The 19803-nt window shown below is 77.1% G+C and carries 19 protein-coding genes; 6 read left to right on the top strand and 13 right to left on the bottom strand.

What is annotated here, in order from left to right:
* Positions 1–86: 86 nt before the first annotated feature.
* Positions 87–278, top strand: a complete 192-nt coding sequence (locus IEY94_RS15560; protein ID WP_189170884.1) for a DUF1918 domain-containing protein — start codon at positions 87–89, stop codon at positions 276–278.
* Positions 279–306: 28 nt separating this feature from the next.
* A complete protein-coding gene (locus IEY94_RS15555; protein WP_189170883.1) occupies positions 307–1521 on the top strand; it encodes a THUMP-like domain-containing protein in 1215 nt (404 codons plus the stop codon).
* A 103-nt stretch (positions 1522–1624) separates the two neighbouring features.
* On the opposite strand, the gene IEY94_RS15550 is transcribed toward IEY94_RS15555, so the two are convergent.
* The 9 genes from IEY94_RS15550 to alr form a co-directional block, all read right to left on the bottom strand.
* Positions 1625–3439 (bottom strand): ABC transporter ATP-binding protein, encoded by a 1815-nt coding sequence (locus IEY94_RS15550; RefSeq protein ID WP_189170882.1) that lies wholly within the window; start codon positions 3437–3439, stop codon positions 1625–1627.
* Between the two features lies 1 nt (position 3440).
* Positions 3441–5129: an ABC transporter transmembrane domain-containing protein gene (locus IEY94_RS15545; protein WP_189170881.1), complete on the bottom strand. Its 1689-nt coding sequence runs from the start codon at positions 5127–5129 to the stop codon at positions 3441–3443.
* Positions 5130–5262: 133 nt separating this feature from the next.
* Positions 5263–5517 (bottom strand): antibiotic biosynthesis monooxygenase, encoded by a 255-nt coding sequence (locus IEY94_RS15540; protein WP_189170880.1) that lies wholly within the window; start codon positions 5515–5517, stop codon positions 5263–5265.
* The gene (gene rimI / locus IEY94_RS15535; RefSeq protein WP_189170879.1) at positions 5514–5981 is read right to left on the bottom strand and encodes a ribosomal protein S18-alanine N-acetyltransferase; all 468 of its coding nucleotides are present in this window, start codon (positions 5979–5981) and stop codon (positions 5514–5516) included. Before rimI ends, IEY94_RS15540 begins: the two co-directional genes overlap by 4 nt.
* Positions 5978–6646, bottom strand: a complete 669-nt coding sequence (tsaB, locus tag IEY94_RS15530; RefSeq protein ID WP_189170878.1) for a tRNA (adenosine(37)-N6)-threonylcarbamoyltransferase complex dimerization subunit type 1 TsaB — start codon at positions 6644–6646, stop codon at positions 5978–5980. The genes rimI and tsaB overlap by 4 nt, the downstream gene beginning before the upstream one ends.
* 98 nt (positions 6647–6744) lie before the next feature.
* Positions 6745–7479, bottom strand: coding sequence for a uracil-DNA glycosylase (locus IEY94_RS15525; protein ID WP_229783969.1), 735 nt, complete (start codon positions 7477–7479; stop codon positions 6745–6747).
* Positions 7476–7937, bottom strand: coding sequence for a tRNA (adenosine(37)-N6)-threonylcarbamoyltransferase complex ATPase subunit type 1 TsaE (tsaE, locus tag IEY94_RS15520; RefSeq protein WP_229783967.1), 462 nt, complete (start codon positions 7935–7937; stop codon positions 7476–7478). Before tsaE ends, IEY94_RS15525 begins: the two co-directional genes overlap by 4 nt.
* Positions 7934–9046, bottom strand: coding sequence for an alpha/beta fold hydrolase (locus IEY94_RS15515; protein WP_189170877.1), 1113 nt, complete (start codon positions 9044–9046; stop codon positions 7934–7936). Before IEY94_RS15515 ends, tsaE begins: the two co-directional genes overlap by 4 nt.
* A complete protein-coding gene (gene alr / locus IEY94_RS15510; protein ID WP_189170876.1) occupies positions 9043–10152 on the bottom strand; it encodes an alanine racemase in 1110 nt (369 codons plus the stop codon). The genes IEY94_RS15515 and alr overlap by 4 nt, the downstream gene beginning before the upstream one ends.
* Before the next feature lie 159 nt (positions 10153–10311).
* On the opposite strand from alr, the gene IEY94_RS15505 reads away from it, so the two are divergent.
* The gene (locus IEY94_RS15505; protein ID WP_189170875.1) at positions 10312–10515 is read left to right on the top strand and encodes a cold-shock protein; all 204 of its coding nucleotides are present in this window, start codon (positions 10312–10314) and stop codon (positions 10513–10515) included.
* A gap of 110 nt (positions 10516–10625) precedes the next feature.
* Here the strand turns inward: IEY94_RS15505 and IEY94_RS15500 are convergent, their stop codons facing one another.
* The 3 genes from IEY94_RS15500 to glmS all read right to left on the bottom strand — a co-directional run bounded on the left by IEY94_RS15500 (position 10626) and on the right by glmS (position 14798).
* On the bottom strand, positions 10626–12065 hold the full coding sequence (locus IEY94_RS15500; RefSeq protein WP_189170987.1) for an NAD(P)H-hydrate dehydratase: 1440 nt from the start codon (positions 12063–12065) through the stop codon (positions 10626–10628).
* Positions 12066–12266: 201 nt separating this feature from the next.
* Positions 12267–12635, bottom strand: a complete 369-nt coding sequence (locus tag IEY94_RS15495) for a holo-ACP synthase (protein WP_189170874.1) — start codon at positions 12633–12635, stop codon at positions 12267–12269.
* 282 nt (positions 12636–12917) lie between these two features.
* Positions 12918–14798, bottom strand: coding sequence for a glutamine--fructose-6-phosphate transaminase (isomerizing) (gene glmS / locus IEY94_RS15490; RefSeq protein ID WP_189170873.1), 1881 nt, complete (start codon positions 14796–14798; stop codon positions 12918–12920).
* A gap of 474 nt (positions 14799–15272) precedes the next feature.
* On the opposite strand from glmS, the gene IEY94_RS15485 reads away from it, so the two are divergent.
* Positions 15273–16388 (top strand): MmpS family transport accessory protein, encoded by a 1116-nt coding sequence (locus tag IEY94_RS15485; protein ID WP_189170872.1) that lies wholly within the window; start codon positions 15273–15275, stop codon positions 16386–16388.
* Between the two features lie 112 nt (positions 16389–16500).
* Here the strand turns inward: IEY94_RS15485 and IEY94_RS15480 are convergent, their stop codons facing one another.
* On the bottom strand, positions 16501–17496 hold the full coding sequence (locus IEY94_RS15480; protein WP_229783960.1) for an ArsR/SmtB family transcription factor: 996 nt from the start codon (positions 17494–17496) through the stop codon (positions 16501–16503).
* Between the two features lie 49 nt (positions 17497–17545).
* Here IEY94_RS15480 and IEY94_RS15475 point away from each other — a divergent pair, with 49 nt between their 5' ends.
* Together IEY94_RS15475 and IEY94_RS15470 are read left to right on the top strand one after the other, a co-directional pair.
* Complete coding sequence (locus tag IEY94_RS15475; protein WP_189170871.1) at positions 17546–18403, top strand: aldo/keto reductase; 858 nt, start codon at positions 17546–17548, stop codon at positions 18401–18403.
* A 220-nt stretch (positions 18404–18623) separates the two neighbouring features.
* Positions 18624–19793, top strand: a complete 1170-nt coding sequence (locus IEY94_RS15470; protein ID WP_189170870.1) for a hypothetical protein — start codon at positions 18624–18626, stop codon at positions 19791–19793.
* Positions 19794–19803: the final 10 nt, after the last annotated feature.

Genomic DNA, 19803 nt, shown 5'->3' with positions numbered 1-19803 from the left:
TGCCGGCCCGCGGCCCGCATGACCCGGCCGGCCGTGGGCACCCTGCTCCGGTAGCCCGGAAACAGGACCGGCGGAAGGGGTCGGGGATGCACGCCACGATCGGTGACCGGATTCACGTCCACAGCAACGCGGTCGGCGCCGCGGACAAGATCGGCGAGATCATCGAGGTACGCGGGATGGACGGCGCGCCGCCGTACCGGATCCGCTATCCGGACGGGCACGAGAGCCTGCTGTTCCCCGGCCCGGACTGCGTCATCGAGCCCACCGCCGCGCGCTGACCGCCGGGCCCGCCGCCAGAATGGTGCGGTGGACCCCGACCTGCTCGCCGCGCTGCGCTCCCCCGCCGGCACCGCGGCCCTGGCCGCGGCCGGCGCGCTGGCCGGCACCGACCCGCTCGCCGCCGCGGCCGCGCTGCGCGCCGCCGGCACCCCGCCGGAGCTGGCCGCCGCCGCGCTCACCCAGGCCGAACTGCGCCGGCGCGCGGCGGCCAAGTTCGGCGCCGACGCGGGTGCCCTGCTGTACACCCGGCCGGGGCTGGAGCAGGCCACCCGCCGGGTCGTCGCCGACCGCCGGGCCGCCCGGCTGGCCGCCGCCGGCGTCCGCCGGCTGGCCGACCTGGGCTGCGGCCTCGGCGCCGACGCGCTCGCCGCCGCCCGCGCCGGCATCGCCGTGCTCGCCGTGGAGGCCGACCCCGGTACGGCGGCGCTGGCCCGGCACAACGCGGCCGCGCTCGGCCTGGCCGACCGGGTCGAGGTGCGCTGCGCGGACGCCGCCGCGGTCGACCTGTCCGGGTACGACGCGGTGTTCTGCGACCCGGCCCGGCGGCGCGGCGGCAGCCGGGTGTTCGACCCGGCCGCGTACTCGCCGCCGTGGGACTTCGTCGCCGCCCTGCCCGGCCGGGTGCCGCGGACGGCGCTCAAGCTGGCGCCCGGCATCGACCACGCGCTGCTGCCGCCGGGCGCCGAGGGCGAGTGGGTGAGCGTCGGCGGGGAGCTGGTCGAGGCGGCGGCCTGGTGCGGGCCGCTCGCGGCGGTCCCCCGGCGCGCCACCGTACTGCCGGCCGCGCGGGCGGCCGCCGCCGCCGGGACGGTCGTGGCGCCGGCGGCCGAGCTGGTCGGGGGCGGGGACCGGGTGGCGCCGGTACGGGCGGTCGGGCGGTACCTGTACGACCCGGACCCGGCCGTCGTCCGCGCCCACCTCGTCGCCGAGTTCGCCGACACCGTCGCCGGCTGGCTCGCCGACGAGCGGGTGGCCTATGTGTACACCGACACCCCGCACGCCACGCCGTACGGCCGCGGGATCGCGCTGACCGACGTACTGCCGTTCGGGCTGAAGCGGCTGCGCGCCCACCTGCGCGAGCGGGGCATCGGGCGGCTGGAGATCATGAAGCGGTCCTCGCCGCTGGAGCCGGACGCGCTGCGCCGCCGGCTCGGGCTGTCCGGCCCGCACGGCGCCACGCTGGTGCTGACCCGGATCGGCGACGCGCCCATGGCACTCCTCGGCCAGCCCCTGCCCCGCTAGCCCGCCGGAGCCGGTCGCGGACGCCGGGGCTCGCGGGTGCCGGCCGCGCAGCAGCTCCTCGCGGATCCGCCGGCCCGCGGGCGCCGGGGCTCGCGGGAACCGGTCAGCGGGCGGCCGGGGCGATCGGCGGGCCGGCCGCCCGGCGCTGGCGCGGGGCCGCGGCGTCGCCGTGCCAGGTGCGCCAGAGCGCCGCGTACGAGCCCGCCGCGGCGATCAGCTCGTCGTGCGTGCCCAGCTCCGCGATCCGCCCGTCGACCACCACCGCGACCCGGTCGGCGTCGTGCGCCGAGAACAGCCGGTGCGCGATCGCCACGACCGTCCGGCCGGCGAGCACCGCGGCCAGCGACCGTTCGAGCTGCCGGGCCGCGCCGGGGTCGATCAGCGAGGTCGCCTCGTCCAGCACCAGCGTGTGCGGGTCGGCCAGCACCAGCCGGGCCAGCGCGACCTGCTGCGCCCGGGCGGGCGGGAGCGGGTGCGCGCCGGTACCGACGGCGGTGTCCACGCCCGCGGGCAGCGCCTCGGCCCAGGCCAGCGCGTCGACCGCGGCGAGCGCCGCCGCGACCTCGGCCGCGGACGCGTCCGGGCGGGCCAGGGCGACGTTGTCGCGCAGGGTGCCGGCGAAGACGTGGTGCTCCTGGGTGACCAGCGCGACCTCGCCGCGCAGCCGCTCCGGCGGCAGGGCGGACAGCGGGACGCCGTCGAGGGTGATCGTGCCGGCGTCCGGGTGGTGGATGCCGGCCAGCAGCCGGCCGAGGGTGGACTTGCCGGCGCCGGACGGGCCGACGATCGCCAGCCGCTCGCCGGGGCGCAGCCGCAGCGAGACGTCGTGCAGGACCTCCCGGCCGGGTACGTACCCGAACCGCACGCCGGCCACGACGAGCCCGCCGGACCCGCCGGGAGCCGCCCGCGCCACCGGTCCGGCGGCGGGGTCGGGGTCGGGGGTCGGGCGGGCGACGCCGAGGAGGCGGGCCAGGGAGGCGCCGCCGACCTGGAGTTCGTCCAGCCAGGACAGCAGGCGGTCGAGCGGGTCGACGAGCTGCTGCACGTACAGCGTCGCCGCCGTCACCGCGCCCAGGCCCACCCAGCCGCGCAGGTACATCCAGCCGCCCGCCAGCAGCGTCAGCGCCGCCGGCAGCACGTAGCAGGTCTCGGCGACGGGGAACCACACCGTGCGCAGGTACAGCGTGTACCGCTCGGCCCGGTACGACCGGCGCAGGTCCGCGTCGGTGCGGCGCAGCCGGGCCGGGCCGAGCCGCAGCGCCTCGACCGTCCGGGCGCCCTCGACCGTCTCGGCGACGCCCTCGGTGATGTCGGAGTAGCTGGCGTTCTCGGCCAGGTACCCGTCGGGCGCGCGGCGCAGGTACCACCGGGTGCTCACCCACAGCGCCGGCACGACGACCAGCGCCGGCAGCGCGAGCAGCGGCGAGTTGAGCAGCAGCGCCGCGCCGGTGAGCAGCAGCGTGACCAGCGCGATCAGCGTCTCCGGGACCGCCCGGTGCACGGTGTGGGCCAGCGCCGCCACGTCCCGCGAGGTGCGGGTGAGCAGGTCGCCGGTGCCGGCCCGCTCGACCACCGGCAGCGGGATGGCCAGCACCCGCTCGACGAACTCCTCGCGCAGCCGGGCCAGCACCTTCTCGCCGAACCGGGCGGAGACGTACGAGGCGAACCGGGCGAACACCGCCTGCGCCAGCACGAAGCCGGCGATGGTCAGCGCGATCCGGTCGACGGCGCCGCCGCCGGTGCCGCCGCGCAGCGCCTCGACCAGCCGGCCGAGCAGCCACGGCGTCGCCAGGCCGGTGACCGCCGCGCCGGCGTGCAGGGCGAGGACGCCGGACAGCGGGCGGCGCTCGGTGCGCAGCAGGTGCCCGGCGTACCGGCGGACGGTGGCCGCGTCGGCGACGGGCAGCGACGTGCTCATCTCACTCCTCCCCCCGGTGCACGGTGCGCGCGTACGCCGGGACCCGGCGCAGCAGGTCGCGGTGGGCGCCGGCGGCGACCACCCGGCCGCCCGCGACGTACGCGACGCTGTCGGCGGCGGCCAGCACGAGCGGGCTGGCGCTGAACACGACGGTGGTCCGGCCGGCCCGGGCCGCCGGCAGGCCGGCGGCGATCGCCGCCTCGGTGTGCGCGTCGACGGCGCTGGTCGGCTCGACCAGCAGCAGGATCTCCGGCTCGGCCAGCAGCGCCCGGGCCAGCCGCAGCCGCTGCTGCTGGCCGCCGGACAGGTCCCGGGCGCGCGGCGCGACGACGGTGTCGAGGCCGTCGGGCAGGGCGGCGACGATGTCCTCGGCGCGGGCCGCGGCCAGCGCGGCGGCGAGCGCCGCGTCGCCCGCGCCGCGCGGGGCGAGCTGGTCGCGCAGCGGGCCGGCGAACAGGTGCGCGTCGTTGTCCGCGACGAGGACGGCCGCGCGGACGCCGGCCAGCGGCAGCGCGCGCAGCGGCACGCCGGCCAGGGTGGCGGCGGAGTCGGTGTACCGGCCGAGCCGGTCGGCCAGCGCGAGCGCCTCGGCCGGGTCGGCGCAGGCGACGACGGTCAGCTCCCCGGCCGGTACGACGAGCCCGGAGTCCGGGTCGGTCAGCACGCCGGTGACGACCGCGCCCGCGCTGTCGGCGAACGCCGGTTCGGCGCCGAGCAGCCGGACCACCCGGCGGGCGGCGACGAACGCCCGGGTGATCCGCTCGACGGCCTCGGTGAGGTGGCGCAGCGGCTGGACGAGGAACGCGGCGTACCCGTAGAAGGCGACGAACTCCCCCACGGTGATCGCCCCGGCCAGCGTCAGGCGGGCGCCCAGCCAGGTGACGATCACGACGAAGACGCCGGGCAGCAGGACCTGCGCGGCGTCCAGCAGCGACGCCACCCGGGCGACGCCGACACCGGCCGCGCGGACCTCCTGCGACTGCGCCCGGTACCGGGCGGCGAACGTCGCCTCGCCGCCCACCCCGCGCAGCACGCGCAGGCCGGTGACGATGTCGGTGGCCCGGGCGGCGAGGGCGGACTCGCGGTCCCGGTACGCCTGCTGGCGCCGGTGCAGCGGGCGGATGAGCAGGCCGACGACGCCCATCAGCAGCGGTACGCCCAGCACCACGACCAGGCCGAGCGGCACGGACGTGCGCAGCAGCACCACGGCGACGATGACGATCGCGACCAGGCCGCCGGAGCCGCGGGCGGTCAGGTCGAGGGCGTTGCCGATGTGCGGGGCGTCGGAGGTGGTGATGCTGGCCAGCTCGCCGGCCGGCACCCGGCGGGGCAGTGCCGCGCCGAGCCGGATCGCCTGCCGGACGGCGACCTGCGCGGTCCGGTATGCGCCGCCGAGCCAGTTGAACACCGCCACCCGGTGCCGGCACACGGCCGCGGTGGCGACGCCGACGCCGAGCCCGGCGACGGCGAGGCTCCAGGTGAGCAGCCCGGCCGGGTCGCGGCGGAGCAGGCCGTCGTCGATGGCCCGGCCGATCGCGGCGGGGATCAGCGCGGACAGGCCCATCCAGAGCACGCCGAGCAGGACCCCGAGGGCGACGGTCCGGCCGTGGCTGCGCGCCAGCCACCACAGCAGCCGGGCGGCCGAGCGGTGGTCGGGGGTGCCGGGGTCGGCGACGGGGAGGGTACGCATCAGGCCGCCGACGTTACGGATCGACGCCCGTCCCCCGCCACCGGATTTCCCGCCCCGGGCCCGGTCGCGCCGGGCGGACCGGCCGGGCCCGCCGACCCGGCCGGGGGGCGTGCGCGGCCGGCCGGGAGCGCGGCTAGAGGTCGACCGGGGTGAAGTCCCAGGAGTGGGGCGCGCGGGCCACCCAGGCGGCCGGCGGGTCGGGCAGTGCGCCCGGCTCGCCGCGCCACCGGCTGAGCACCACGACCCGGTGGTCGGCCGAGGCGAACACCTCGCTGCCGGCATGCGTCGGCTCGGCCGCGACGGCGGGCAGGGCGGTGTGGGCGAGCCAGTCCAGCAGCGCGGCGGCGTGGCCGGGGTACGCCCGCACCTCCCACATCCGGACGATCACGGCCGCCGCCGCATGACGATCGCGTCGGTGTTGCTGGGCTGGTAGTACCCGCGCCGCACGCCGACCCCGACGAACCCGTACGCGTCGTACAGCCGCTGCGCCGGCCCGTTGTCGGCGGCGACCTCCAGCAGCACGGCGCCCGCGCCCCGCCGCTCGGCCTCGGCCAGCAGCGCTTCCAGCAGCGCCCGGCCGACCCCGGCGCGCTGGGCGGGGCGGGCGACGGCGATGTTCTGCACCCACGCCTCGCCCGGCGCGACGGCCAGGCCGGCGTACCCGAGCAGGGTCCCGTCGGCGGCGGTGGCGGCGAGGTAGTGGTGGCCGGCGGCCAGCTCGTTCCAGAACATCGCGGCGGTCCACCGCTCGACGCCGAACAGGTCCGCCTCGACCGCCAGCACGGCGTCGAGCTGCCACCAGCGCAGCCGGCCGAGCCTCGCCGCGGCGGTCCTCGCCGGTGCCGCGGTCATTGCCGGACGGGCTTGCGGGCGGCGGCGGCGACCGCGTCGGGGCGGCGCAGGTACAGCGGGGTGAGCCGCTCGCCGGGCGCGCCGGCCCGGACCCGGTCGGCGGCGAGCGCCGCCAGCGCGGCCACGGCCGGGTACGGCGGGGCGTCGGCCAGCGGCAGGCCCAGCACGTCGGCGTAGGTGGCGGCGCCCTCGCCGAGCGCGGCGGTCACGCCGTACCCCGCGATGGCCGCGGCGACGGCGGCCGGGGCGGCGACGGCGGGCGGGGTGAGCGGGGTGCCGTCGGCGTACACGGCCCAGTAGACCTCGCGGCGACGGGCGTCGGTGGCCACCAGCAGCCGGCCGGCGGTGCCGCGGGCGAGGGCGTCGAGCGTCCCCACGCCGTACGCCGGCACGCCGAGCGCCTGCGCGAACGCCGCGGCGGTGACCAGCCCGACCCGCAGGCTGGTGTACGGCCCCGGCCCGACCCCGGCGACGACGGCGGCCAGCTCCTCCCGGCGGACGCCGGCCGCGGCCAGCGCGTCGGCCAGGTGCGGCGCGAGCAGCTCGCCGTGCGCCCGCGCGTCGACGGTGACCCGCTCGGCGCGCACCGCGACACCGTCCGCGGCGACCTCGACCACCCCGGCGGTGACGGCGGGCGTACCGGAGTCGACCACTAGCGCAAGCACGCCGCGAGCTTACGCGCCGCCCGCCCGACCCCGGTGCGCGGCGGGCGGGCACGCGGGCCGGCCGGCGGGTCGTCCCGGCGCCGGGACGGCGCGGCGGGTCACCAGTCGATCGGGGGCAGGCCCGCGTCGACCAGGGCCTTGTTGGCCCGGCTGAACGGGCGGCTGCCGGCGAACCCGCGCGGGTTCAGCGGGCTCGGGTGCCCGGCCTCCAGCACCACGTGCTGCGGCGCGGTGATCAGCTCGGCCTTGCGCCGGGCGTAGCCGCCCCAGAGCAGGAACACGATCCGCTGGTCCCGGCCGTTGAGCGCGCGGATCGTCGCGTCGGTGAACGTCTCCCAGCCGTGCCCGGCGTGCGAGCCGGCCTCGCCCGCCCGGACGGTCAGCACCGCGTTGAGCAGCAGCACGCCCTGTCGGGCCCAGTGGGTGAGGTCGCCGCTGGCCCGGCTCGGCAGCCGCGGCGGCGGCAGCGGCAGGCCGGGCAGGACGGCGCTCGGGTCCGGCGCGGCCGGGCCGACGCCGAGGTCCTCGGCCAGCTCCTTGAAGATGTTGCGCAGCGACGGCGGCACCCGGACGCCCGGCGGCACGCTGAAGCTCAGCCCGTGCGCCTGCCCGGCCCCGTGGTACGGGTCCTGCCCGAGGATCACCACCCGGCAGTCGCGCACCCGGCAGTGCCGGTACGCGGCGAACAGGTCGTCCGGCGCCGGGTACACCGTGTGCGTGGCGTACTCGGTCGTGACGAAGGCGGCCAGCTCGGCGGTCGCGTCGGCGTCGATCAGCGGGGTGATCGCGGTGAGCCACTCGCCCGGCAGCCGGCCGAGCAGGTCGATGGTCACGCCGCCGCCACCCGGCGGTCCCAGTCGCCGCCGTGCCCGGCCAGCGTGATCACCCGGCTGTCGTCGGGGTGCCGGTCGATCCGGACGTGCAGGTGCGCGTCGGCCAGCCGCTCGGCCACCCCGTCGCCCCACTCGACCACGGTCACGGACTCGTCCAGCGACGCGTCCAGGTCGAGGGCGTCGATCTCGCCGAGCGGGTCGGGGGTGTCGCCGAGCCGGTACGCGTCCACGTGCACCATCGCCGGCGCGCCGGGGTGCACCCGGGCGATGACGAACGTCGGCGAGGTGACCGCCCCGGCCACGCCCAGCCCGGCGCCGATGCCCCGGGCCAGCGCGGTCTTGCCGGCGCCCAGCGGCCCGGACAGGAGGATCAGGTCGCCCGGCCGGGCGACGGCGGCGAGCCGCTCGCCGAGCGCGTGGGTGTCGGCGGCGGTGGCGCAGCGCAGCTCGCGGGTCACGGCGCGCCGCCCGGCATGACCCGGTCGAGGAACGCCAGCAGCGCGGCGTTGACCTCGTCGGGGTGCTCCAGCATGACGACGTGCCCGCTGTCGGGCACGGTGACGAGCTGGGCGTCCGGCAGGTGCTGCACGATCTCCTCGGAGTGCTCGGGCGGCGTGATCACGTCCCGGCCCCCGACGACCACCAGCGTGGGCACGTCGCGGAGCGCGGCCAGCGCGGGGTGCCGCGCGTGGGTGCTCAGCGTACGCAGGTAGCCGGCGACGGTCTCGGCGGAGGTCCGGGAATTCATCCGCTCCACGTACGACACCAGGGCCGGGCTGGGCCGCGGCCCGCCGAAGCCGTACCGGCGGGTGAGCAGGTACGCGAGGTCGGCCGAGGCGAGCCGGGCCCGGTCCAGCACCGGGCCGGTGAGCCGGGCGCCGCGGCGGACCAGCGGCAGCAGCGGCCGGGCGAACCGGGCGGCCAGCGCGGGCAGCCCGATCCGGGCGCCGCCGAGCAGGCTGCCGGACGTGGAGATCAGCACGACGCCGGCGACCCGGTCGGTGAACAGGTCCGGGTGCTGCTCGGCCAGCGCCATGATCGCCATGCCGCCCATCGAGTGCCCGACCAGCACGACCGGCCCGCCGCCGGTGGTGCCGTCGATGACCGCGCGCAGCGCGTCGCCGAGGGCGGAGAGGTGGTACTCGCCGGCGTCCAGCGCGCCCGAGCGGCCGTGGCCGGGCTGGTCGTAGAAGACCATCCGGTGGTCGCCGCGGCGGATCAGCTCCCGGCGCTGGAAGTGGAACGTGCCCATGTCCAGGCAGAAGCCGTGCACGAAGACGATCGTCGGGTCGGCCGGCGGCAGGTCGAACACCCCGGCGAAGTCGACGTCCACCTCGACGCCGTCGGCCGGGTCGACGATCTCGACGTACAGGTCGGCGCCCTCGGCGGTGGCGACCAGCTTGACCTCGTCGCTGGGCAGCGCGCCGAACGGCTCGTCCGCGTACGGGTCGGCGCCGCCCCGGCTGCGCCGCACCGCGGCCCGCTGGACCGCCACCCCGGCGGCCACGCCGGCCGCGGCGAGGCCGACGACCGCGCTGATCAGCCCGGCCCGGCGCGGCACCCTCACGCGTCGAGCCCCACGTACGTCCGGGGGACCCGGGGGCTGCCGAACCGGGCGACGATCTCGTAGTTGATCGTGTCGGCGGCCGCCGCCCAGTCGTCGGCGGTGGGGCCGTCCGGGCCGAACAGCGTCGCCTCGTCGCCGGGGGCGACCGGGTCGTCGCCGCAGTCGACGACGATCTGGTCCATGCTCACCCGGCCGGCGATGGTCCGAACCCGGCCGGCGAGCCGGACCGGGCCCGCGTTGGACGCCGCCCGGGGCACCCCGTCGGCGTAGCCGAGCGGCAGCAGCGCCAGCGTGGTCTCCCGGTCGGTGACGTACGTGTGCCCGTACGCCACCCCGGTCCCCGCCGGCACCCGCTTGGTGAGCAGCACCCGGGCCCGCGCGGTCATGGCGGGCCGCAGCCCGTGCCCGGCGCCGGGGATCGGCGAGAGCCCGTAGCAGGCGAGCCCCGGCCGGACGAGGTCGAAGTGGGCGTCCGGGCGGGCGAGCGTGGCGGCGGAGTTGGCCAGGTGCCGCAGCGGCGGCCGGACCCCGTGCCGCTCCGCGACGTCCAGCGCCCCGCGGAACGCGGCGAGCTGCCGGTCGGTGGTCGGGTGGTCGGGCACGTCCGCGTACACCAGGTGGCTCCACACGCCGACGATCTCGACCGCGCCCGCGGCGGCGTGCTTGGCGGCGGCCTCGACCAGCGCCGGCCAGGCACCGGCCGGCGCGCCGGCCCGGGCGAGCCCGGTGTCCGCCTTCAGGTGGAGCCGGGCCGGCCGCCCGGCCGGGCCGGCGGCGGCGGCGATCGCGGCGAGCTGCTCCAGCGAGCTGGCGGACAGGTCGACGTCCGCGGCGATGGCGGGGGCGAAGTCGGCGTCCGGGGCGGTGAGCCAGGCCAGGACGCGGGCGGTGATCCCGGCGGCGCGCAGGTCAGCGGCCTCGCCGAGCGTGCAGACGCCGAGCCAGGTCGCGCCGCCGGCGAGCGCCGCCCGGGCGCTCGGCACGGCCCCGTGGCCGTACCCGTCGGCCTTGACGACCGCCATCAGCTCGGCGGCGGTGCCGGCGCGCAGCCGCGCCACGTTGTCCCGGATCGCCGCGAGGTCGACGCGCACTTCCGCCTGCCACATGGCGAACAGCGTACTGAACGCCTAGCGTGATCCCGAGCAGGCGGAATCGCGCCGCGGCGGTGGGAGGACACCTACCCGGTGTACAGTTACCACTGCGCGATGTGGTCTATATTGCCTGCTTGCGCCAGTTATGTCCGCACCATCAGGAAGGCGCCAGCAATGGCACAGGGAACCGTCAAGTGGTTCAACGCCGAGAAGGGCTACGGCTTCATTACCGTCGACGAGGGCGGTAACGATGTCTTCGTCCACTTCTCGGCCATCCAGACCAGCGGCTACCGGTCGCTGGAGGAGAACCAGCGGGTCGAATTCCAGATCGGCAAGGGGCCCAAGGGCCCGCAGGCCGAAGAGGTTCGCCCGCTGTAAGCCTCCTCCGGCGAGGTAATGCCGGATTCGTGTTGAGCCCCGCGTCCTGCCCTGTACGCGGGGCTCAACCACGTGCGGGCCCGCGCGCGGCCCGGGCCCGGTGCCGCGGCCTAGGCCGGGGCCAGGGTGCGCAGGGCCTCGGCCACGTCCGGGGCGGTGACCGCGCCGGTGGCGGCGCGGCCGGCCAGGCCGTGCGCGTACGCCCCCGCGACCGCGGCGCGCAGCGGCGGCACCCGGGCGGCCAGCAGCGCCCCGATCAGGCCCGCCAGCACGTCCCCCGTGCCGGCCGTGGCGAGCGCCGGGCTCCCCGTCGGGTTCACCCACGCCTCGCCGGACGGGTCCGCGACGACCGTCCGGTCGCCCTTGAGCAGCACGACGGCGTTGGTCCAACTTGCCAGTTTCTGTACGGCGCCGACCCGATCGCCGTCCGGCGCGGTACCGGCGAGCCGCTGGAACTCCCCGTCGTGCGGGGTCAGCACCACCGGCGCGGCGCGGCCGCGCAGCAGCTCGGCCATCCCGCCGTCCAGCAGCAGGGTCAGCGCGTCGGCGTCCAGCACCGCGGGCACCGGGGCGGCGAGCACCGCGCGCAGCTCGGCCGCGGCGGCGGCGTCCGTACCGCGGCCGCAGCCGCACACCCACGCCTGCACCCGCCCGGCGTCACCCACCCGGGCGGCGGCGATGACCTGCGGGTACCGCGACAGCACGAACTCCCGCGCCGGGCCCGCGTAGCGCACCAGCCCGACCGGCCCGGCCAGCGCCCCGGCCACCGACAGCACGGCCGCGCCGGGGTACGTCGCCGAGCCGGTGGCCAGGCCGACCACCCCGCGGCGGTACTTGTCCGAGGTCCGCTGCGGGCGCGGCCACCAGCGCCGCACCTGCTCGTCGGCGGCGACCCGCAGCGCGGGGTCGCCGCGCAGCCACGGGCCGAGCCCGATGTCCACCACCTCGACCTCGCCGGCCAGCGCCGCGCCGGGCCCGACCAGCAGGCCGGGCTTGAGGCACCCGAACGCCACCGTCACGTCCGCGGCGACCGCGACGCCGGGCACGTCGCCGGTGTCCGGGGCGACGCCGCTGGGCAGGTCCGCGGCCACGATCGCCGGCCGGTCCCCGGTGCGCGGCCGGGCGGCGAGCGCCGCCGACAGCGCCGCCGCCGCGGGCGGGCGCAGGCCGTCGGCCGCGCCGATGCCGACGATGCCGTCGACGACCAGGTCCACCCGGTCCGGTACGGCGTCCACGACCCGCCCGCCGGCCGACCGCAGGGCCGCCAGGCCGCCCGCGTGCGCCCGCTCGGGGTCGAGCAGCAGGGCGCGGACCGCGGCGCCGGAGCGGGCCAGCCGGGCCCCCGCGTACAGCGCGTCGCCGCCGTTGTCGCCCGCGCCCACCAGCAGCAGCACCCGGGCGCCGTACCGGCCGCCGGTGTCCGCCAGCAGCCGGGCGCAGCGGCGGGCCAGCCCGGCGGCGGCGCGCGCCATCAGGGTGCCCGGCGGCAGCGTCGCCAGCAGGGCGGCCTCGGCCGCCCGCACGTCGGCCACCCGGTACGCGGTCCGCAGCACGCTCATGCCCGTCAGTGTTAGCACGCCGGTACCAGCGCGGTACGGCTTACGGGGAACGCGCCGCGCGGTTCCGGCGGGCGCGGCCGCCCGGGTACCGGCTCGGCCCGATGATCCCCGGTCCGGCGGGCGCGGGCCGCTCGGGCACGGCTCGGTGGCCGCCCGCGGCGCCGGCCCGACCCCGCCCGGGGGCGGCGCGGGCTACCGCTCGGCGACGACCATCGCCACGGCGACGCCGCCGTCGTGCGACAGCGACAGGTGCCAGCGGGCGATGCCGCGCTCGGCGGCGACCGCGGCGACCGTACCGGCGACCGTCAGCCACGGCCGCCCGTCCGGGTCGGTGACGACCTCGCAGTCGTGCCAGCGCATGCCGCTCGGCGCGCCCAGCGCCTTGGCCACGGCCTCCTTCGCGGCGAACCGCGCGGCCAGCGACTCCGCCGGCCGGGCGTTGCCGGCCCGGGTGCGCCGCTCGGCCTCGGTGAACAGGCGCTCGGCGAGCAGCGGGGTCCGCTCCAGCACCCGGGCGAACCGCTCCACCCGCACCACGTCCACACCGATCGCGACCACCACGCCGGCCAGGGTAGCGGCCGGCGCGGCGGCGCCGTGTCGACCGTGCCGGACACCGCCCGGCGGGCGCGGTCATTCGACCGCGACGGACCCCGCCGGGCCGGTCATTCGACCGCTACGGACGCGTCCGGGCAGGTGACGGTCATTCACTCCACCCGGCGGCCAGGGTCACTCGACCGTAACGGACTTCGCCCCGGCGGGCCACGGTCATTCGACCGTGACGGACTTCGCCCCGGCGGGCCACGGTCATTCGACCGTGACGGACTTCGCCCCGGCGGGCCACGGTCATTCGACCGTGACGGACTTCGCCAGGTTGCGCGGCTGGTCCACGTCGTTGCCGCGGGCGGCGGCGATGCCGCAGGCCAGCACCTGCAACGGCACCGTCGTCATCAGCGGCGCCAGCAGCGTCGGCGTGCGCGGCACCCGGATCAGGTGGTCGGCGTACGCGGCCACCGCCTCGTCGCCCTCCTCGGCGATGACGATCGTGCGGGCGCCGCGGGCCCGGACCTCCTGGATGTTGCTGACCATCTTGTCGTGCAGCACCCCCCGGCCGACCGGCGACGGCACGATGCAGACCACCGGCGTGCCCTGGTCGATCAGCGCGATCGACCCGTGCTTCAGCTCGCCGGCGGCGAACCCCTCGGCGTGCATGTACGCCAGCTCCTTGAGCTTGAGCGCCCCCTCCAGCGCCACCGGGTACCCGACGTGCCGCCCGATGAACAGCACCGTCGAGGCGTCCTTCAGGTCGCGGGCGAGCTGGCGGACCGGCTCCATCCCGGCGAGCAGGTCGGTGAGCTGGTCCGGGGTCCGCTGGAGCCGCTCGACCACCGCGGCGACCTCGTCGGCGAACATCACCCCGCGCACCTGCGCGAGGTGCAGGCCGACCAGGTAGCAGGCGATGAGCTGGGTGAGGAACGCCTTGGTCGACGCCACGGCGACCTCCGGGCCCCCGTGGGTGTACAGCACGGCGTCGGACTCGCGCGGGATCGTCGAGCCGTTCGTGTTGCAGATCGCCAGCACCCGCGCCTTCTGCTCCTTGGCGTGGCGCAGCGCCATCAGCGTGTCCATCGTCTCGCCGGACTGGGAGATCGCCACGACCAGGGTGGACCGGTCCAGCACCGGGTCCCGGTACCGGAACTCGCTGGCCAGCTCGACCTCGCAGGGGATCCTGGTCCAGTGCTCGATGGCGTACTTGGTGACCAGCCCCGCGTGGTACGCCGTGCCGCAGGCGACGATGAACACCTTGTCGACGTCGCGCAGGTCCTGGTCGGTCAGCCGGACCTCGTCCAGCACGATCTGCCCGGTGTCGGACAGCCGGCCGAGCAGCGTCTCGGCCACCGCGCGCGGCTGCTCGTCGATCTCCTTGAGCATGAAGTAGTCGTAGCCGGCCTTCTCGGCGGCGGCGGCGTCCCAGTCGACGTGGTAGTCCCGGCCGGTGGCCGCCGTACCGTCGAAGTCCGTGATCTCGACGCCCGCCGGCGTGATCAGGACGACCTGGTCCTGGCCCAGCTCGACCGCCTCGCGGGTGTGCGCGATGAACGCCGACACGTCGCTGGCCATGAAGTACTCGCCGTCCCCGCGGCCGACCACCAGCGGCGAGTTGCGCCGGGCGCCGACGACGGCGTCCGGGGCGGCGGTGTCGACGGCGAGGAGCGTGAACGCGCCCTCCAGCCGCCGGCTCACCCGGCGCATGGCCTCGGCGAGCGCCGCCGGGCCGGTCGTCCCCTCGGCGTTGACCGCGGCCAGCTCGCCGGCGAGCAGGTGCGCGGCGCACTCGGTGTCGGTGTCGCTGGCGAACTCGACGCCGGTGCCCTCCAGCTCGGCGCGCAGCTTGGCGAAGTTCTCGATGATGCCGTTGTGGATCACCGCGACCCGGCCGTCCGGCGAGGCGTGCGGGTGGGCGTTGCGGTCGGTCGGGCCGCCGTGGGTGGCCCAGCGGGTGTGGCCGATGCCGGTGGCGCCGGCCTCGATGCCGTCCGTACCGCGCTCGGCGAGCGCCTTCTCCAGGTTCGCCAGCTTGCCGGCGCGCTTCTCGGTCAGCAGCGCGCCGCCGCCGAGCACGGCGGCGCCGGCCGAGTCGTAGCCGCGGTACTCCAGCCGCCGCAGTCCGTCCAGGACGATATTGAGCGCCGGCCGACCGCCGACGTACCCCACGATTCCGCACATGCCCCGCAGCGTAGCCGACGAACGCGCAGCACACCTGCGCGGATACCCTTGTTTCGAGCAGCCGTCCTGATTGATTTGGGCGTCCGGCCCGGCCGCATCCGAAACCCGATGGTCCGGGCGAATCGACCGATCGGCCGTACGTCGGACACCCGGGACCGGACGTACGCCGCAGCCACCACCCGACCGCCCACCGCGAATCGCCGGCCGCCCGGCTCGGATGGGGCGGGCGGCCGGCTCGGATGGGGCGGGCGGCCGGCTCGGATGGGGCGGGGCGGCCGGCTCGGGTGGGGCGGGCAGCCCGGGCGAGGCGGGGCGACCGGCGGGGCGGGCTGGGCGGGGCGCCCGGCCGGAGTGGGGTGGCGACTGGCCGGAGTGGGGTGGGCAGGCTGGCCGCTTTGCCCGGTACCGGGCGTAATGCGGCGGTAGCGTGCGGAGAGCGGTCGGCACCCGCCCGGCCCCCGAGGAGCCCGCGCGATGAGCCAGCCACCCCCACCGCCCGACGACCGGGAGCGGCCGGAGCAGTCCGGACCGCCGTTCGCGGGCCGGGACGGCGCGGCGGCCGACCCGCCGACTCCCCCGCGCGCCGGCGGCGAGCCCGCCGACGACGAGCCCGAGGGCGACGTGTGGCCGGCGACCGGCGGCTCCGGCGCCGCGGTGTACCGCTCGCTGTCCGCGGCCGCCGACCCGCCCGGCCACGACCCGCCCCCGCCGCCGGCGGGCGATCCGGCCGGGCCCGCACGGGACGCGACCGGACCGCACGGGATCGATCCCGGCGCGTCCGGGCCGGCGCTGCCCGCCGGCGGCGAGCCGCCCGCCGCGCCGGTGGGCCCGCCGCCCGGGGTGCCGCCGCTCGGCGGGCCCTCGGCCGACACCGCCATCATCCCCGTCGTCGAGCCCGCCGGCCCGCCGCCGCCGACCGGGCCCGTCCCCGCCGCCGGCCTCCCCGCCGGCCCGCTCCCGCCGCCCGGCGGGCCGGCGCCGGCCAAGCCGGAGGAGAACCGCTGGCTGTCGTACGCCGTCCTGGCCGGCGCGGCGGTCCTGATCGTCGGCTGCGGCGTCGTGATCGCCGGGCTGCGCGAGAAGTCGGGGCCGACCAGCGCGCCCGTGCCGTCGTTCGGCTTCGGCGGCAACCCGGGGACGCTCACCGCGCCGCCGGCGACGCCGTCCCCGACGCCCACGGCCGAGCCGCGCGCCCGCGGTACGGCCACGGCCACGGCGGCCCGCACCGGCACCGGTACGCCCACGGCCGCCCGCACCGGCACCGGCCGCTCGGCCACCGCGACGAGCAAGCCCGCCGACGGCCCGGTGGCCGGGCAGATCCTGCTGGAGGTGACCGGCACCGGCCCGGCGGACGTGACGTTCTTCCGCAGCGACGGCGGTGCCCGCCGGTTCGCCCGGGTGACGCTGCCGTGGGCGACGGGCTTCGCGCCGACGCAGGAGGCGATCGCGGTCCGGTTCGAGGCGACCCGGACGCAGGCCACCACCGGCCAGCTCACCTGCCGGATCAGCCAGGGCGGCGCGATCCGGGTGGAGCGCCGCAACAGCGGCCCGAACGCCAAGGTGAGCTGCTTCGACCTCATCCGCCCCTGACGGGCCCGCGAAGGCATGCCGGATTCCGACCGCGTCGAGGACGGGATCTATCCGCTCGGTGCTTCGCGGCCACGGCACCCGGCGGCGGACGCATCGGGCCACCCGTCGGCCCCTACGGCGGCGCCTGGGCAGCCAACAGGGTCTCCGCGGCAACCGACCGCCCGTACAGGACACTGCGCCCCATGCGATGTCGCGTGACCAGGGCACCGGCGTACAGCGCCGACAGGTGCGCCGACACCGATGCGGGCGAGAGACCGGTGGCGGCGGCCAGGTCCTTCGTCGATGCCGGCAGGGCCAACTGCTGCAGGAGCAGCGCGCGGGAGTGGCCGACGACCGCGGCCAGGCCGGCCGAGCCGCCCGATCGGGACGCCCAGGTGTCCGCGAATCCGCGCGCCGGGTAGCGCAGGGTCGGCTGCCAGGGACGGGTCACCTTCGCGTAGACCCGCGGCCAGACGAACACCGACGGCACCAGCAGCAGACCCCGGCCGCCCAACTCCACGGACCGCGTCCGCGGATTGGCCACCCGCAGATGACCGCCGGTCCAGGTGGCGGCCGGGCGCAGATCGTCGAAGAGGCGCTCCGTGCCGCCCTCCACCAGACCCCGGGCCCGAACGGCGACGTCCGCCCGGAGCACCGCCCGCATCCTCGGCCAGTACGGCTCCAGCACCGCTGACCAGTACACGCGCACCGCTTCGGCCAGAGCCACCAGGCCGGCCACCGGATCACTCCACTGGCGAACCAGGTCGGGGGGTAGCCGGCGGGGAGGTCGGGCCAGCCCCCGGCGCACCACATCGGGCGGCGTGGCCGCCAGTGCCGCCAGCTCCAGACCCAGATCCGGTACCGATGCCGTCGGCGGCGGGCTGAGGAAGCCCGGGAACAACGGCGCATACGCCCGCACCAGCTCGACGAAGGGTCGGACGTCCGCGGCGTCGACCCGGCGCAGCCGTTGCCTGGCTTGCTCCAGCCACCGGCCGTGCAGCCCGTCCGACGACCGCCCGTCCTGGAGGAGCCGCACGCTCGCCGCCGCCTCCCACAGTGGCGAGACCGCGAACCTGATCCGCGTCAGATCCGCCGACGAGAACGACAGCGTCAATCCCGGATTCGCCACGGAACGAATCTATCGCGCCGCCGGAAGTGCTTCCCGCACGCTGGTGGCCATGACGAACCCCGAACTCACCATGGGTGACCTGACCGTGCGCCGCCTCGGACTCGGGGCCATGCGCCTCGGTCGCCCCGACGCGTGGGGCCGGGCCACCGACCCGGCCGGCGGCGTCGCCCTGGCACGGTTGGCCGTCGACCTCGGCATCGCGTTCTTCGACACCGCCGACGCGTACGGCCTCGGGGCCAACGAGGAACTGCTCGCCGCGGCCCTGCACCCCTACCCGGAGCACCTCGTCATCGCCACCAAGGCCGGCCAGGTTCGGCCGGCCGAGCGCACCTGGGTCCCGCTGGGGCGACCCGAGTACCTGCGCCAGCAGGCGGAGCTGAGCCTGCGCCGGCTGAAACTCGATCGCATCGACCTGTTCCAGCTCCACCGGATCGACCCGCGGGTGCCGCTCAGCGACCAGATCGGTGCTCTGCACGAGCTGCGGCGCGAAGGAAAAATTCGGCACATCGGCCTGTCCGAGGTGACCGTCGCGCAGCTCAGCGACGCCCAGCGCATCGCCCCCATCGCCGCGGTGCAGAACCGGTACAGCGTCCACGACCGCGCGCACCAGCCGGTGCTGGACCACTGCGCGAGCACGGGAATCGCCTTCATCCCCTGGCTGCCCATCGGCGCCACCCGGAGCCTTCACCCGGGCGTCGCGGCGGTCGCCCGCGAACTCGGCGCGACACCGGCGCAGGTGGCACTCGCCTGGCTGCTCGCCACCAGCGATGTCACCGTCCCGATTCCCGGCACCAGCTCACCGACCCACCTGCGCGAGAACGCCGCTGCCGCAGCACTGCGCCTCAGCCCCGCGCAGCTCGCCGGGCTCAGCCGGCCGCCGGCATCCGCCGGCCACCGGGCCGCCTGAGACCGCAGCAGCAGCCGCGCGAACGCCGATGGCAACGGGGGGCGCTCGCACGGCACGGGGCCGTGCCCCGCGACCGAGTCAAGGCCACAGCAAATCACCTGGAGGTGAAGCAATGCGACGAATCAATGTGGTGGTCACCGGTGCGGTGGCGGCCCTCGCCATCGTCCCGGCGCCGGGAACGGCGGCACCGCCGACCCGGGCCGGCGCCGACGCACTCGTGGTGCGCGCCAAGGACGCCACCACCGGCAAGCCGGTCCAGGGCTTCTGCACGGAGGTCAGTGCGAGTGTCGGAAGCTGGATCAAGTGCACCGAGGGAACCAGCACCAGCATCACGTTCACGGGTCTGCCCACGGACCAGATGTTGACGGTCGACACCAGCCAGGACCTGAGCCGGTATCCGCAGCGGTACTACGTCGAGTCCATCGCCGGGGTCGAGCCGCAGATGCCGCGTGAGTTCACCTCGGTGCTCGAAGTCGGCGGCGTCATCAGCACGTCCGTCAAGCGGCGTTCGACGGGCGCGCCCGTCGAACGGGCCGACGTGAATATCCGCCCGCTGTTCGACACCCAGCTGCGCCATGTCCAGGGGGCGGTCGTCAGCGACCCGGCGGGCGCGGCGATCAGCGATCCGGTCCCCGCCGGCCCGTACAATCTCTACTCGTCCGCCGCCGGTCTCGGCGCCCAGTGGGTGGGCACCGCCGGCGGCTCCGGCCAACAACGGCAGGCGGCTGTGGTCACCGTCGCACCGGGGCGGACGACATCCGCACCGCAGGTGCTGTTCGACGAACCCGGCCGGCTCGCCGGCAGGGTCCTGCGCCCGAACGGCAGCCCGTACGGCAAGCTCCTCCACCTCGGCACGGACGTCCGGCCCTGCTACGAAAGCCCGCTCCCCACGGGATCCGGCGTCGGCTGGAAAACCCGGGAGGACGGCTCGTACGACTACGACCTCGGGCCGTACGAGTGGTCGCTCAGCCTCAACTTCGGCGCTGGCGGAACAGAGTTCCCGACCCAGTGGGCCGGCGGGGCGGTGAACGTCGCCGACGCGCAGACCGTCCGCGTCGAATCCGGCAGGACCACCACGTGGTCACCGCGGCTGGTCGCCGGAGTCGAGGTCAAGGGTGCCGTCACTCCCGCCCACCGCCGGGGCGTGGTGCGACTGTGCGACGCGGAGACCGGCGAGCTCTCCGGCCAGGGGAAGGTCGACCGCGACGATCAGTACACCCTGGTGGTCCCGGCCGGGCACACCTACAAGGCGTACGCCGAGAACAACGACGACACCCACACGCCCCGGAGCGGTTGGCACGACAACGCCCACACGCTGGCCACCGCCAAGCCCCTGCACATTCCGGCGGTACCGGGCCCGGTGACAGTCAACCTGCGCTTCCCCGTCTGACCCGCGACCG

It is taken from the genome of Pilimelia anulata, assembly GCF_014647895.1.
GTDB lineage: Bacteria > Actinomycetota > Actinomycetes > Mycobacteriales > Micromonosporaceae > Pilimelia > Pilimelia anulata.
The sequence above is the reverse complement of the archived record's forward strand: the minus strand, read 5'-3'. Positions and strand labels throughout refer to the sequence as shown.

Bases quoted from the DNA above. Each gene is read 5' to 3' on its own strand.
- IEY94_RS15545 (WP_189170881.1), bottom strand. From the start codon at position 5,129: ATGCGTACCCTCCCCGTCGCCGACCCCGGCACCCCCGACCACCGCTCG.
- IEY94_RS15550 (WP_189170882.1), bottom strand. From the start codon at position 3,439: ATGAGCACGTCGCTGCCCGTCGCCGACGCGGCCACCGTCCGCCGGTAC.
- glmS (WP_189170873.1), bottom strand. From the start codon at position 14,798: ATGTGCGGAATCGTGGGGTACGTCGGCGGTCGGCCGGCGCTCAATATC.
- IEY94_RS15560 (WP_189170884.1), top strand. From the start codon at position 87: ATGCACGCCACGATCGGTGACCGGATTCACGTCCACAGCAACGCGGTC.
- alr (WP_189170876.1), bottom strand. From the start codon at position 10,152: ATGTGGCAGGCGGAAGTGCGCGTCGACCTCGCGGCGATCCGGGACAAC.
- IEY94_RS15485 (WP_189170872.1), top strand. From the start codon at position 15,273: ATGAGCCAGCCACCCCCACCGCCCGACGACCGGGAGCGGCCGGAGCAG.
- rimI (WP_189170879.1), bottom strand. From the start codon at position 5,981: ATGACCGCGGCACCGGCGAGGACCGCCGCGGCGAGGCTCGGCCGGCTG.
- IEY94_RS15475 (WP_189170871.1), top strand. From the start codon at position 17,546: ATGACGAACCCCGAACTCACCATGGGTGACCTGACCGTGCGCCGCCTC.
- IEY94_RS15505 (WP_189170875.1), top strand. From the start codon at position 10,312: ATGGCACAGGGAACCGTCAAGTGGTTCAACGCCGAGAAGGGCTACGGC.